Here is a 14,610-nt window from a genome sequence, read left to right on the forward strand (position 1 = left end):
TATCACTCCTGCCTCCATTTTGTTTGACAAATGATAATATTCAGATTTATTATAAAACTAAGTATACGTTAACGTCAACTAGGAGGATTAACATGACTGAAGATCATCTTTTTTCCATAAGTGAATTAGCAGCAATGTTCGATATCAGTTCTAGAACGATTCGCTACTATGAGGAAGTTGGACTGCTTTCATCTGAGAATCGTGAAAGTTTAACGAAGCAGCGGACATATACAAATCGAGAGCGGCGCAGGTTGAAACTGATTCTTCGTGGGAAAAAGCTAGGTTTTAGTTTGCAAGACATCAAGGAAATGGTCGATCTCTATGAATCGAACCCGGAAGGAGAGGATGAGAAAAGAAGAATCATTGAATTTGCTGACCAAAAGCTAGGGGAAATTGAGGAGCAAATTGTACAACTACAAATGCTAAAGGCAGACATATTGGCTCATAAGGAAAAATATATGGATAGAAAAGGATAAAGGGGATGAATGGAATGGGTATAACAATTCACGGAGTTCTAGAAAGAAATGCAAGAAAGTATCCTGAAAAGGAAGCATTTATTACAGCGACTAATCGATTAACCTATGTACAAATGAATAGGACTTGTAATCAGATTGCTAGACTTCTTCAAGAAAAAGGGGTTAAGCAAGGGGATAGAATCGCAATAATGGCTCGGAATAACGAGAACTTCTTCTTTGCCTATTTTTCCCTGATGAAATTAGGTGCAATTCCAATGCCAATGAATATACGATTAACCCCCTCAGAATTAGTCGTGATGTTACAAAACTCAAATGCGGCAGGAGCCTTCTATGAAGCAGAGGCACATGGGACGGTTCAAACAATTTCAGATCTATACGGATTAACTCACCAGCTGTCCATTCAAGAAATAGTTGAGGCTTCATCCGTTTACAGTGGAGAAAATATGAATTTACCAATACACTCAAGTGATGTTAGTGAAATCTTATTTACTTCAGGAACGACTGGTATTCCAAAGGGTGTTGTATTTAATCATGATCGAATGATTGCTTTAGCAACAACGGTATCAATAGAGTTTGCACTTTCGAATGAAGATAAAATGCTTACACTTATGCCATTGACCCATTCAGCACCCATCAATACATTTTTCCTAAGCGGTCTTTACTGTGGAGCTGCCCATGTAATTGGTGAGTTCACACCAAAGAATTTCCTGCAATTGATTCATGACGAAAAGCCAACATTTTCATTTGCCGCTCCTGTCGCATACTTATTGTCTTCTAAAGATCCAGAGCTTGATACATATGACCTGTCAAGCATTCGTGTCTTTGCATATGGAGGAGGACCTTTGGCATTAGCTTCTTATGAGCGTGTGAAAGAAGCATTCAAGAACGAAAATTTCTATCAAGTATACGGATTAACAGAGGCTGGTCCAAATGGCATTCTCTTACGTCCTCATGAGCATTTAACAAAAGCAGGCAGCATTGGGAAGAATCCGACAGTTAGTATGGAACTTCGAGTTGTTCGAGCAGATGGATCTGATGTCCATCCTAATGAATATGGAGAGGTTCTATTAACTGGTGACAGCTTAATGCTAGAGTATGATCAAAATCCTGAAGAAACAAATGCAACGATTAAAAATGGCTGGATTCATACGGGAGACATTGCCTACAGGGATGAAGATGGATATATCTATATTGTTGACCGTAAAAAAGATGTGATTATTTCTGGCGGGATTAATATTTATCCAAGAGAAATTGAAGAAGTACTTGCGAAGCATCCGAAAGTGCTAGAATCATGTGTCATTGGTGTACCTAATGAGGAATGGGGGGAGACTGTTAAAGCAGTCATCGTAGCTAAAGAGGATGTAACAGAAGGAGATTTGCGCGATTTTGTAAGCCCTTTCTTAGCAGATTATAAACGGCCACGTCAATATGCTTTCGTAATGGAGCTTCCACGCAATGCAAGTGGGAAAATATTGAAGCAGCATGTGAAAACAATGTAAACCGATCATAATTAAATTATGCTGACTTGAAATGATGTATTTCTATCATTTCAAGTCAGTTTTTTTGTCTAAATCCTTCTATTTGAAATCGTTCAAGATTGAGTATATTTTTATCACTTCTTGTTAAGTATGGGGAATAGGTACATTAAATTCCTAGACGGGTGATTTCAAGATGAGATTATGGAGAAATAAAAAAAAAACCGTAGAAAATGAAAATGAAAAAGGCCTGACTCTCCAAACCTTATTACAGCAATTATCCGCATCTAATGAATTTACTCAGTTTACCTATGCATCTAGGCAGTCATCATTATGTATAGGTTACTACGCATCACTTATAGATACGGAGATATTGCATCGAGATGTACTGCCATATTTGAAAGAATTAGATACAATGACTAATTTGCCTTCCATGCTTCCGATTGAAGAAGTTGTGCTTACAAGCGACTTATTGAAAGTTCAGGATAGTCTATTAAGAGGTTATATTTTTATATTTGATATAAACAACTTAAATCAAGTGGGCCTTGCCAAGGCAGGGGTTGAAAGAACGAGGCAGGTTTCACTTCCAGAGGTAGAATTTAGCGTAGTAGGACCTAAAGAGTCCTTTGTAGAGTCACTTGATACAAATATCAATCTCGTAAGAAAAAGATTGCCTCTTCCAGAGTTAGTTATAAAAGAATTACAAATCGGGAAATTATCAAAAACGAGAGTTTCAGTTCTGTATATTGAAGGGATTGCCAATAAAGAGAATGTGAATACGGTCATTCAGCGTTTATCAGATTTAAAAGTAGACCAAATCAATGACAGTTCATTTATCACTCAGTTAATTCAGGACAATCAGAATTCCCCCTTTCCTCAGCTAATTGATACAGAGAGACCGGATCGAATCGCTTCGATATTAGGGGAAGGGAAGATTGCTATACTTGTTGACGGTGCACCGCATGGATTGATAGGTCCTACAACCTTTTTTGAGTTTTTTTCCGCATTTGAAGATTATTTTTTAAATTGGACAATCGCCTCATTTTTTCGCTTAGTCCGATTTTTTGCTGTGTTTTTTTCCATTTTGGTTACCCCCATTTATGTAGCTGTACTAACATACCATTACGAATTAATACCGAAAGACATGCTCAGCACCTTAATTACTTCTAGAAGTGCCATTCCTTTGCCTCCGATAATGGAAGCACTTGTATTAGAATTAACCATAGAATTGTTAAGAGAGGCAGGGGCAAGATTGCCAACTAAGGTTGGTCAAACAATTGGTATCGTAGGCGGTATCGTTATTGGAACAGCATCAGTGGAGGCAGGACTAACGAGTAATGTTTTGTTAATTATCGTTGCATTGGGGGCATTAGCATCCTTTACAACCCCAGTCTATCAAATGGGTAATACGATTCGCTTAATACGGTTCCCGTTTTTACTAATGGCTCACTATATTGGTTTAATGGGAGTAGCAATAAGTTTTTGTTTTTTACTTATTCATCTATTAAGATTATCTTCTTTAGGAAGACCATTTCTTGAACCGTTCTATCCACTGAGATTTCAGGATTTAAAGGATTCTCTTATTCGCTTGCCTTTTTCAATGCAATCCAAACGGCCGATTCAAGAACAAACAGAGGACACAATTCGTTATGACTCAACGAAGGCAAAAGAGAATAATGATCTTTAATTGAACAAGAAAAAGGGGGGCACATGTAACTAATGGAAAAGAAAGAATTACAAATTTCCCCTTTTCTTGTTTTCTTTTTAATTCATTCCGTACAAGTAGGTGTAGGAATTTTAGGATACCAGCGGATTATTATCGATTCAGCAGGAAATGATGCGTGGATGGCAGTTATAGCAGCTGGTATTGCTGTCAGTATCATTATTTGGTTTATGTATTTATTGCTAAATAAGCATCAAAAAGATCTTGTTCAAATTCATCGGGATTTATTTGGGAAGTGGGTAGGGGGACTTTTGAGTCTCATTTGGATTATTTATTGGTTATTAATTGGGATTATTGTGTTAAGAAGCTATATTGAAATTGTACAAGTTTGGGTATTTCCAACCATTAATTTATTTATGTTTAGCCTTTTCTTTATTATTCTTGTCTATTACTGTGTGAATGGTGGATTTCGTATCGTTACAGGTATCAGTTTTTTTGGCGTACTTATTCCAATGTATATATTTCTAACCTTTTTCTTTCCTATTGAGTATACTGAATTCCGGAATTTACTCCCTGTATGGAATCATTCTATTAAAGAGATAACAATTGCATCGAAGGATATGATGTTAGGCTATTTAGGATTCTCGACTTTACTAATGTATTACCCTTATATTAAACATCCGAATAAATCACAAAAATGGGCGCATTTAGGACATTTATTAACGGTAATTATTTATTTATTTATCCTAGTTATAACGATTGGTTACTTTAGTGAACAACAGGTAAGCAAACATATTTGGGCAACACTGTCTCTGTGGAAAATTATAGAAATGCCATTTGTCGAAAGATTTGAATACATAGGGATTACTTCTTGGATTTTAATTATCCTTCCCAATATTTGTTTATCTGTTTGGGCTGCAACGAGAGGTGTCCAGAGAATATTTAATATTAAACCAAAAAAAGTAATGATTATTATGTTGATTATATTAATTTGTTCAACTATTGCTATAAAGGGGAGAGTGAATATAGAAAGGATAAATTCATATATGTCGATATTAGGCCTTTGTTTGGTCTCTATTTATATACCTTTACTTACTCTTTTATCTTTCCTGCTATCAAAAATAAGGAGGACAAAGATTGGAAAAGGGACTTAAAAACTGTACATTGATACTAATGATCATTGGGTTAACTGGATGTATGAATATTAATCAGCAGGTGTTAGATGATATTCAATTAGCAACTGGAGCTAGTTATGAATACATTGATGAAGATAAAATTGAGGTAATAGCTGTATTCCCTAATTTTCAGCCAGACAAATCTGTCAAAAATGAAACCATATCTGCAAGCAGCAGTCTTAGTAAAGAAATTCGCGATAAATTAAGTTTTCAATCAGACAGACCTATAGTCAGTGGAAAAGTAGAAGTAACACTATACGAAAAGAAAACAGCAGAAAGAGGGATTAAAGAACTTTTAGATACGTTACAGAGAGATCCCTCTATTGGTTCGAATGTTTTTTTAGCAGTTATTGATGGTGATCCTGAAGAGTTGTTAAGCAAACAGTATGGAAATACGGATAATGGTTATTATTTATCCAATCTTATTGAGCAAAATATTGAAACAGGATTGATTCCAAAAACAAACCTTCATCTGTTTTTGTACAAGTTGTATGCTGAAGGAATGGACTCCATGCTCCCCATTATTGAACAAAAGAATGGAAAGATCAATCTAAAAGCAATTGGTTTATTTGATGAAGATAGATTAGTTGATCAATTGGGAGTAGATGATTTTTTTTATTTAAGAATCCTATTAGAACACAAAAGCCAACGGGATTCGCAGGCCTTCAAACTTACTGACGATAAAAAAGTTTCTATTTTTAATATTAAAACCAAGAGAAAATATGAGATACCAAAGCCAATGACTAATTCAGAAATAAAAATCAAATTAAAAATAAAGTCCATTATTCGAGAGTATAGAAATGGAGAGTTAAATAATAAAAAAATTAAAGAATTAGAAAAAATATTGAAGGAGCATATTGAGAAAAAATCTGAAGAGTTGATCCAGCAATTTCAAGAGAAAGAGATTGATCCGCTTGGTATTGGAGAAGAAGTTCGGACCCGAACAAGGCAATGGGATCAAAAAAAATGGGAAGAACTATATCCAGATATCAAAATAACTGTTCAAGCAACGATAGATATACTTGAGTCAGGTGTCATTGATTAAGTCTGCCCATTTTTTTCATTATAGCTGCATTCGAATGGGTTATGCATTCTGAATGCGACGGCTTCTGCTTAAAATCCCTAGATAAAGAACGATGGAGCAAAGGACGGAAATAGCAGAGACAATATAGATCATACTGTAACCGAACATATAGGCAATTTGTCCAAAGAGGATGGCTCCGATTCCTACGCCAAGATCGAAGAAGGAAAAGAAGGTTGCATTGGCCATTCCTCTTCGATTACTTGGTGCTTCCTTTACAGACCATGCTTGTAATGCAGGCTGGACAGTACCAAAGCCTAATCCATACAGGATAGCAGCGATAAACATCATCAGGCTGTTAGGCAGCCAAGCGAGTAGAAGCATGGAAATAATAATCAACAGAGCACCTGGAATGAAAACAGCCTGATGTCCTCTCTGATCATATAATCTCCCTGCGAATGTCCTGCTAATCATTAAGGCAAGAGCATAAAGAAGGAAGTACCAATGAATTCCCTCGATCCCTTTTTGTGCGGAATAAATTGGAAGAAAGGACGCAATTCCACCAAAAGTAACCGTAAGAAAGAATAAGAGCATGGATGGAGGAATAGCAGTCTTTTCATAAAAGTCCCATTTCTTAAGCTGTGAGGTCTGTGAATCCACAGCTTTGTATCGAATAGTAGAGGATAATAATAAGGCCGCTAATCCTAGGGCGGCACAAATAATAAATAATTGAGTGAACGAAACAATCCCAACTAAAGCAAGACCTAGAGAAGGGCCGATTGCAAGTGCCAGGTTTCCAGATAGACCATAATATCCCATGCCTTCTCCGCGTCTTTTTGCAGGTATGAGATCAGTTGCGATTGTTCCAGATGCTGTTGTAGAAAATCCCCATCCGAGCCCTTGAATCACTCTCATAATAAATAAAAAGATTAAGCTCTTTACAAATCCAAAGGAGCCTACTGAAAGAACGAAAATTCCAAGCCCTGTTAAATAGACAAAGCGTCGGCCCTTTGATTCTAATGCATGCCCTGCGTATGGTCGTAGAAGAAGGGCGGAAAAAGTGAAAATCCCTACAACCATTCCAATGAGCTGATCATTTCCACCTAATTCTTCAACGAACAATGGAATAGTCGGCAAAGTCATTTGAAATCCGAGAAAAATAAAAAAGTTGGACATGACAATAAGGATAAAATCACGTGTCCATATTCGATCAGCACCAGCCTTGGTGTGTTCCTTAACTACTTGGTGACTCATACAGATTCCTCCCAGATATCCTAAATCCATCTTTTTGATTAAAATATTTAGAGAGCCTAAACATAATTTCTATTCTACAAGAATTTGGATAGAATTTCTATAAGGAAGTACTTATTCGACCAAAGTGGATTACTTTAACACCCCGAAAAACGCACTGGCAACGGTTGCTCCTGCTAAGACAAATACCGCTATCGAGCCAGCTTTATTTTTTTCCCTCCATAAGGAAATCGAAAAACCAATCGTATAAAGAAAGAGAAGTATCATTACAATCCAGATGAGCATTGTCAAGTTAATCCCTCATTTTATCTAGATTCGGTATTCTGCTTTGCCTTCCAAATTCACCAAATTCAATATCAACCGAAAGTTTCACATCCATATCTGGATATGATTTCATCCAATTGAATTTTTCATATTCGGGCAGGGTTGCAAATTTTTTTCTAGCGACTAATGACCAGCCAAAGGGTTCCCCTTTGTATTCTTCCTGTGTCTTCTTAATGAAACTTCTCATTTTTTGTTCGAATCTTTCTATAAGATGTTTTTTTAATTCATTTCTTTTGTTAATATCACTTGCATATTTAACCATACTATAATCTGACAAAATATCAATATGAAGCGGAAGGATGACATTAATGGTTGATGCTCCTTTTTTCAAATTCATCTGAACTTTGATCTTTTTCAATTGCGAAATTTTAGCTGTAACTTTATATCTTTTATTAAATGGATCGGGAAAAGTGGTTACGATTTCTGGTGCTTTTATGGCAACACTAAGGAGAATCGCGATTCTAGTTTCTTCGGCTGTTAATGTATCAATCATGATTCCTTCTTTAAAAATAGCCGAACCAATAAATTGAGTTTTATTTGTTAGTCCTTCAGTCTGCAATTGACCGGCAAGAATTTCGTCCCCTTCTGTACTATCTCGTGATTTTGACTCATGCTCAGTTGTGCTGTATATTCCCAAAAAAAGATCAGAATCAGCTTCAGTTATTCTAAGATATCTATGAATATCCGCTTTTGGGATCGATGCGGTTTCAATTCCACGCGTAATGATCAGGTCAAAATACTTTTGTGCTCTTGTTTCAAGTTTCGGCTGGTTTTGTTCAATGTATGTACTCGCATCCTCTTTCGAAATAATAAAATAAGAATCTCTTCTTATTTCTCTTTCCTTCGTTGCATCATACATCCATCTAATAAAGTCTTTTTCCTTAGCGAGTTTTTCCGAAATAATAAAATTTCTTAATAAATCATAAGAAATTTCTTTAGCAACAACTGCATTAGCCTTATTGGCGGAGGATACGAAATCAGCAGATTCGATTGAGATGATTTCATGTGGCGGTTCGTTAGTTGAACCTCCTTGTTGCTGCACCCCGTATTCAGGATTGGCAATTAAATAAGTAAGGATAATACTATCTTTTTCCCCTTTATCCATTCCAAGTGCTATGACATATGCTCGTTTATCTATTTCTTTTTGATCCCAGCATCCTCCTAAAGAGAATAATAAGAATAATAAACAAATGATTTTGTTAAGAGTCTTTTGCTTTTTCATTCATTAAATCTCCTTTAATTTTGGCGGCAATCCATAATAAACAAGGGAGAAAAATAAATACAGGTGTACTAATAAGTATTAATTGTTCCCTTATATTGAAAATAGTGAATGTAGGTGTCTCGGGTATCATTCCAATGAAGACACATAATATGGCCATTGAAGGGATCAAGTACTCAAAGTTTTTTATTTTAAACATATTTCCAAAGAGAAGTGAATTTATATATAAATAAAATGTAAATCTTACAAATGTGGCTAGCAGCCAAAATGGAAAGAAAAAGGTTTCGATATTGGTAAGGAACCCAAGGCTAATGTAGCGGATGGTTTCATGATAAGGGAAATTCATCACTCTTACCCCTGCAAAGTCAAATAACATAAGAAAGCTAGCAATAGCAAATGAGAGCTCAATAGTAATGATACTTAATGCAATCCAGTTTCCCTTTTTGAAATCACCTTTGCTTTTTAAATAGGGAAAAATGAATCCTAAATAAAGAAAATCTGAATAGATAGATGTTCGTAGTGAGCTTTCTTTAACGACTTCCCATTTTCCGGCTCCAAAAAAGGGGAATAAAAAGGCTGTTTGTCCCTGAAAGAAACAAATAACCACGACAATAAGAAGAGAGAGCTTGATCCACAGTAAGACAGACCATGCAACAGAACCAATTTGTTCTAATCCTTTTTTTGCTCCATAGGCACAGACAACTAATAAGAGTGAGTAGATAATCAGCATCGGTGTTTTAGGGAAATACATCATTGAAATGATATCTGCATATATAGCTGAATCAAATGAGAGAGCTGTAAATGAAATGATCCATAAACAAAGCAAAATGATAAAACCAAATAGTTTCCCAAATAAATGACTGATGATGTCTGCTAAATTTTTATTATTATAGGCTGACAAGACTTTAATGATTAGATATATAGGTATACAGGAGATTGCACCAATGATAAACGGCGCCATCCATGCAGCACTCTTCATATGTGTGTATAGGAAAACAGGCGTGTCATCGCTGAGCTTCGTTCCAACACATAGAATAATAATGGCAATGAATTCCCTAACGCCAATTTTCCCCTTCGGTTCTAACATCTGCATTCTCCTAAGTCTTTTTCATATCTTTTGGTTTTACATAACCTGGGCGAAATATTTCATTCTTTAGAGTTCTTCTAAATAAGGTATCTTTAGATGAAGCATACCTAGGTGTCATGGGTGCTAAATAAGGTACGCCAAACGATTTTAAAGAAACCATATAAAAGAGTCCAGCAACAAACAAAGCGGTCATGCCAAAAAAGCCAAATAATCCTGATGAGAGAATAAAAAAGAATCGTATAATCCGAATAGAAAAATTCAGATTAATATCCGATACTAAAAAGGAGCATACTCCGCCTAGTGCAACAACAATAACAACAATCGGGCTGACGATATTTGCTTGAACAGCCGCTTGCCCTAGAATTAATGCCCCAACGATTCCAATCGTTGGTCCAACGGGAGTGGGGACTCGTAAACCGCCTTCTCGAATAAGTCCAAATGCAAATTCCATCATGATTACTTCAATCAAAGCTGGAAAGGGGACCTTTTCTCTTGTCCCTGATATGGCCAGTAATAAATCTGGAGGAATCATTTCTGAATGATAGTTTGTAATTCCTACATAGATGGATGATATAAATAAGGTTATGAAAATGGCGACCATTCGTAATGCTCTTGTAAAGTTCCCATATATATATCGTAAATAATGATCTTCAGATATGTGGAAGAATGACCAAAAGGTTGCAGGTAATACGAGACAATCTGGAGAATTATCCATTATCAGTACAATATATCCATCTTCAATAAAGGATGTTGCTCGATCTGGCCTCTCCGTATTTAAAATAGTAGGAAAAAGTGATAACTGTCTTTCTTCAATATGCTGCTCTAATAAGGAAAGATTTTGAATAGCATCTACATTAAGTGCATTAATACGATTTTTAATGTTTCCTAAAAGCTTCTCGTTAGCTATATCTTTCATATAAATGATATATAGTTGATTGTTGGATCTTTTGGATATGGTTGTAGATTCTACAATAAGATTCTCATTTTTTATTCTCTTTCTAATTAAAGAAATATTGGTTGAGGCTTTTTCTGTAAAGGCTTCTTTGGGACCTTTCAGGGTTACCTCATTTTCCGCAGAATTTACATCCCTTCCTTGGAAATTAGTTGCACTAATGCTAAATGCTTTTGAATAGCCTTCTATAAATAAGATGGCATTGCCAATGTTAATTTCCGCAACCACCTCTTTAATAATTGAAACAGTTGAAAGTGATTGAACGGCCAGAAGATCTTCAATTTCAATTGAGCGGTTCATATTGGTAAGCAATGGGGTTAGGACAAATTCTTCTATAATGTTTATATCTGTTATTGTATTAATTGTTAGGAGGCAGGCCGTCTTATTCAATCCAGCAATTTGAAATGTCCGGAATTTCACATCTGTATTTTCTGGAAAGGAATAGAGTTGTTTGAAAAGCGTAATTGTTTTTTCTAAATCAGCATCAATTAACTGAGCTTTCATCTGAATTTCTTTTGAATTAGAATATTCCTGAAACGGATTTGTTTTTTTCTTTTTTTTAAGTGCTTTTCTAAAAAAATCGCCTATCATTTTCTATCCCTCCCATTTTTAAGTATTCCACTTGAATGAAAAGTTATGTAATAAGGAAACAGATGAATATAAATAACATATGGATGATGGTAAAATTGAGTAAATACAAAATGATGATTAAACGGAGGCTGCGTTAGTGGGGAATAATTATGGTGAATTGGTTCAGAGGCAGAGAGATTTCTTCTTACAAGGGAAAACGAAGGACGTACAATTTCGAATAGACACACTTGAATTATTAAGAAAGATCATTCAGACAAATGAAGCAGAATTAATGAAGGCACTGAAGGAGGATTTGAATAAAAGTGAGTTTGATGCGTATTTAACTGAAATAGGGATCGTGCTTGAGGAAATTAAATTTACATTAAAGCATTTAAGGAATTGGGCTAAGCCGAGAAGGGTAAAGTCCTCTATGGCCACATTAGGTTCGAAAAGCTATATTTATCCAGAACCATATGGGATTGCACTTGTCATTTCTCCATGGAATTATCCGTTTCAATTAGCAATTGCCCCGTTAGTTGGTGCAATTGCCGCTGGAAATTGTGCGATTTTGAAACCATCTGAGTTGACACCGCGTACCTCTGAGGTATTACAAGAGTTAGTTAGTAAAAATTTCCCTGAAGAGTATATTGCAGTTGTGGAAGGTGGAGTAGAAGCAAGTACTGCTTTGTTAAATGAGAAATTTGATTATATTTTCTTTACGGGCAGTGTTGCTGTTGGAAAAGTCATTATGGAGGCAGCTGCTAAAACTTTAACCCCTGTTACACTTGAATTAGGCGGAAAAAGTCCATGTATTGTCCATGAGGATGCCAATTTGAAATTAGCTGCCAAAAGGATTGCTTGGGGGAAGTTTACGAATGCAGGGCAAACATGTGTAGCGCCTGATTACTTATACGTACATACTCATATAAAGGAGAAGTTTCTACTTGTATTGAAAGAAACCATTCTGGAGCTCTACGGTGAGGATGTCATTAAATCAGGACAATTTACAAAAATTGTGAGTGAAAAACATTTCAATCGGCTTGTGTCCTTCCTTTCGAATGGTAACAGCTTATTTGGTGGAAAGCATGATTTATCCAAACTGACCATAGAACCGACAATCATAGAAAACATCAAATGGGAAGATGCTGTAATGAAAGAGGAGATTTTTGGGCCGATTTTGCCTGTTATGGAATATGATGATCTTAAAGAAGTAGTTAGTGAAATTAATAAACGTCCAAAACCGCTAGCACTGTATCTATTCTCAGAGAATGAGATGACACAGAAAAAGGTATTAAATGATATTTCATTTGGCGGCGGCTGTATAAATGACACGGTCTATCATTTAAGTTCACCATACCTTCCATTCGGTGGAGTGGGCGAAAGTGGAATCGGTGCATACCATGGAAAGGGGAGCTTCGAGGTATTTTCACATGAAAAGAGCATATTAAAGCAAACAACGAAGTTTGACCTGCCATTTAGATACCCGACGATGAAAAATGGACTAAAGTTCATTAAGAAAGTGATAAACTAAGGTTATGAGTCCTTTGAGTAGAAATAATAAGTAATATTTAGATTAAAAAAGTATACTATTAAACAGTGGACTCATTCTTCAAAAAGAATTCAATCGACAAAGAGGAGGGATTTATGTGGAATTTTCATTTGGCCTACTTATTAGCATCGCAGTAACCATCTATTTAGTAATTGATGCGCCAAAACATAATAAAAGCCCTGTATTATGGGGAATTCTTGGTTTTATACTAGGCTTATTAGGACTTGGGATCTACCTAATTGTTACTGACAGAAAAGTGTTAGGATGGATCATAGTTGCTTTGTATATCATAATCGTCATTATCATTATTTTATTTTTTGCATTTATATTTGCTGCATTATTTAATATGAGCTAATAAAAAATGGGAGCCGTTTGCATCTTTTCTGCAAAAACGGCTCCCATTTTTTTATAAAACATATAGATAGACACTTAGAAAATGTGACAAGCTGCCGAGCAGAATAAATATATGGAAAATTTCATGGAATCCAAAATGCTTAAATTCGAGAAATTTTGGCTTAACGGCATAAATAGCTCCACCAATAGTGTAGAGGATACCACCGAAAATTAACAAGAAGAGGCCAGTAGAGCTTAATGTCTCTGAAAGCGGTGAAAAGGCGAAAATAATGATCCAGCCCATTGCGATATATAAAATAGTGGAAAGCCATCTTGGGCAATTAAACCAAATCATTTTGAAAAGAATACCAGAAATAGCAACTGTCGTAACGATCCCGAATAAGAGCCACCCAGTGACCCCATTTAAGGTGATTAAACAGTAAGGGGTATAAGACCCGGCAATTAAAATAAAAATCATTGAATGGTCAAGCCTTCTTAAAAAGGCAATTACCTTGTCTTTAGCAATAACCATATGATAAGTAGCAGATGCGGAGTAAAGAAGAATCATGCTGATGCCAAAAATAATGACTGCTGTAATAACCAGAGCTGATGAAGTTGTCATTGCAGCTTTTACGACCATGGCTAGTAAGCCAATGAAAGAAAGAATGGCTCCAGCAAGATGGGTCAGCCCGTTAATAGGCTCGCGAATATAAGAAGTCATAAGTAAATCCCCCTAATATCATCTAATGTAGTTTTGATAACTACTTATAATAATATAACCATTCTGTTATGTAGTCAACATTTACATAATGGATTTTTTTAAGTAAACTTAAATTATTGAATAAACGAGTAGAGGTTATGTGCATGGAGAATATACAGCAAATACTAGATAAGCTTGGGTTAGAAAGTCAATTGACATTGGAAGATATCCCGCAAATTGATTTGTACATGGATCAAGTGATCCAGCTATTTGAAAACACATATAGCAGTGCCAAGCGTAATGATGAAGAAAAAGTGTTAACAAAGACTATGATTAACAATTATGCGAAAGGAAAGCTGTTTTTTCCAATAAAAAATAAAAAATATTCGAAAGAGCATCTCATATTAATCAGCCTCATTTATCAATTAAAAGGAGCTCTTTCTATTAATGATATTAAAGATTCTCTTTTCAAAATTAATGAGAAAGCAAGTATGGATCATTTTGAATTGGAGCACTTTTACGAGAGTTATCTGCATGTAGTGAATAAGAATATCAAACGGTTCAACGAGGATATTAATGCAATCTCAAAAGATGTAGAAGAGGAAATTGAAAGACTTGAAGATTCAGACAAGAAGGAACTTGAACAAATTCTAATGATCTCTTCATTAGCGAATATGAGTAATTTTTATCGAAGAGCAGCTGAAAAGCTTGTTGATGAACTAAATTTAGGTCAAAAGAAAAAAGAGAAATGATAGATTGGAGCATTCCAATATAAAAATAAAGCTGGGCAACCTGAAAATTGGGTAGCCCAGCTT

At 35.6% G+C, this 14,610-nt stretch carries 14 protein-coding genes; 8 read left to right on the plus strand and 6 right to left on the minus strand.

Annotated elements, in window-relative coordinates; translation table 11 throughout:
* Positions 1 to 92 precede the first annotated feature (92 nt).
* The 5 genes from ACFYKT_RS14170 to ACFYKT_RS14190 all read left to right on the plus strand — a co-directional run bounded on the left by ACFYKT_RS14170 (position 93) and on the right by ACFYKT_RS14190 (position 5,834).
* A complete protein-coding gene (locus tag ACFYKT_RS14170; protein ID WP_389220755.1) occupies positions 93 to 476 on the plus strand; it encodes a MerR family DNA-binding protein in 384 nt (127 codons plus the stop codon).
* A 14-nt stretch (positions 477 to 490) separates the two neighbouring features.
* Positions 491 to 1,975, plus strand: coding sequence for a class I adenylate-forming enzyme family protein (locus ACFYKT_RS14175; protein ID WP_389220757.1), 1,485 nt, complete (start codon positions 491 to 493; stop codon positions 1,973 to 1,975).
* A 172-nt stretch (positions 1,976 to 2,147) separates the two neighbouring features.
* Positions 2,148 to 3,638, plus strand: a complete 1,491-nt coding sequence (locus ACFYKT_RS14180) for a spore germination protein (protein WP_389220760.1) — start codon at positions 2,148 to 2,150, stop codon at positions 3,636 to 3,638.
* 32 nt (positions 3,639 to 3,670) lie between these two features.
* Complete coding sequence (locus ACFYKT_RS14185) at positions 3,671 to 4,768, plus strand: GerAB/ArcD/ProY family transporter (protein ID WP_389220763.1); 1,098 nt, start codon at positions 3,671 to 3,673, stop codon at positions 4,766 to 4,768.
* The gene (locus ACFYKT_RS14190; RefSeq protein ID WP_389220766.1) at positions 4,752 to 5,834 is read left to right on the plus strand and encodes a Ger(x)C family spore germination protein; all 1,083 of its coding nucleotides are present in this window, start codon (positions 4,752 to 4,754) and stop codon (positions 5,832 to 5,834) included. The genes ACFYKT_RS14185 and ACFYKT_RS14190 overlap by 17 nt, the downstream gene beginning before the upstream one ends.
* Before the next feature lie 39 nt (positions 5,835 to 5,873).
* On the opposite strand, the gene ACFYKT_RS14195 is transcribed toward ACFYKT_RS14190, so the two are convergent.
* From ACFYKT_RS14195 to ACFYKT_RS14215, 5 genes are all read right to left on the minus strand, one after another.
* Positions 5,874 to 7,064, minus strand: coding sequence for an MFS transporter (locus ACFYKT_RS14195; protein ID WP_389220769.1), 1,191 nt, complete (start codon positions 7,062 to 7,064; stop codon positions 5,874 to 5,876).
* A gap of 129 nt (positions 7,065 to 7,193) precedes the next feature.
* Positions 7,194 to 7,352 (minus strand): hypothetical protein, encoded by a 159-nt coding sequence (locus ACFYKT_RS14200; protein WP_389220772.1) that lies wholly within the window; start codon positions 7,350 to 7,352, stop codon positions 7,194 to 7,196.
* A 1-nt stretch (position 7,353) separates the two neighbouring features.
* Positions 7,354 to 8,607, minus strand: coding sequence for a Ger(x)C family spore germination protein (locus tag ACFYKT_RS14205; protein ID WP_389220775.1), 1,254 nt, complete (start codon positions 8,605 to 8,607; stop codon positions 7,354 to 7,356).
* On the minus strand, positions 8,585 to 9,691 hold the full coding sequence (locus ACFYKT_RS14210; protein WP_389220778.1) for a GerAB/ArcD/ProY family transporter: 1,107 nt from the start codon (positions 9,689 to 9,691) through the stop codon (positions 8,585 to 8,587). The genes ACFYKT_RS14205 and ACFYKT_RS14210 overlap by 23 nt, the downstream gene beginning before the upstream one ends.
* 10 nt (positions 9,692 to 9,701) lie before the next feature.
* The gene (locus ACFYKT_RS14215) at positions 9,702 to 11,234 is read right to left on the minus strand and encodes a spore germination protein (RefSeq protein ID WP_389220781.1); all 1,533 of its coding nucleotides are present in this window, start codon (positions 11,232 to 11,234) and stop codon (positions 9,702 to 9,704) included.
* Positions 11,235 to 11,370: 136 nt separating this feature from the next.
* Here ACFYKT_RS14215 and ACFYKT_RS14220 point away from each other — a divergent pair, with 136 nt between their 5' ends.
* Entirely contained in the window at positions 11,371 to 12,744 is a 1,374-nt protein-coding gene (locus ACFYKT_RS14220; protein ID WP_389220784.1) for an aldehyde dehydrogenase, read from the plus strand.
* Positions 12,745 to 12,859: 115 nt separating this feature from the next.
* Positions 12,860 to 13,117, plus strand: a complete 258-nt coding sequence (locus ACFYKT_RS14225; RefSeq protein ID WP_389220786.1) for a hypothetical protein — start codon at positions 12,860 to 12,862, stop codon at positions 13,115 to 13,117.
* 51 nt (positions 13,118 to 13,168) lie between these two features.
* Here the strand turns inward: ACFYKT_RS14225 and trhA are convergent, their stop codons facing one another.
* Positions 13,169 to 13,816, minus strand: a complete 648-nt coding sequence (gene trhA, locus ACFYKT_RS14230; RefSeq protein WP_389220789.1) for a PAQR family membrane homeostasis protein TrhA — start codon at positions 13,814 to 13,816, stop codon at positions 13,169 to 13,171.
* 143 nt (positions 13,817 to 13,959) lie between these two features.
* On the opposite strand from trhA, the gene ACFYKT_RS14235 reads away from it, so the two are divergent.
* Positions 13,960 to 14,547, plus strand: a complete 588-nt coding sequence (locus ACFYKT_RS14235; protein ID WP_389220792.1) for a DUF1836 domain-containing protein — start codon at positions 13,960 to 13,962, stop codon at positions 14,545 to 14,547.
* Positions 14,548 to 14,610: the final 63 nt, after the last annotated feature.

The organism is Cytobacillus mangrovibacter, assembly GCF_042865275.1.
GTDB lineage: Bacteria > Bacillota > Bacilli > Bacillales > Cytobacillaceae > Cytobacillus > Cytobacillus mangrovibacter.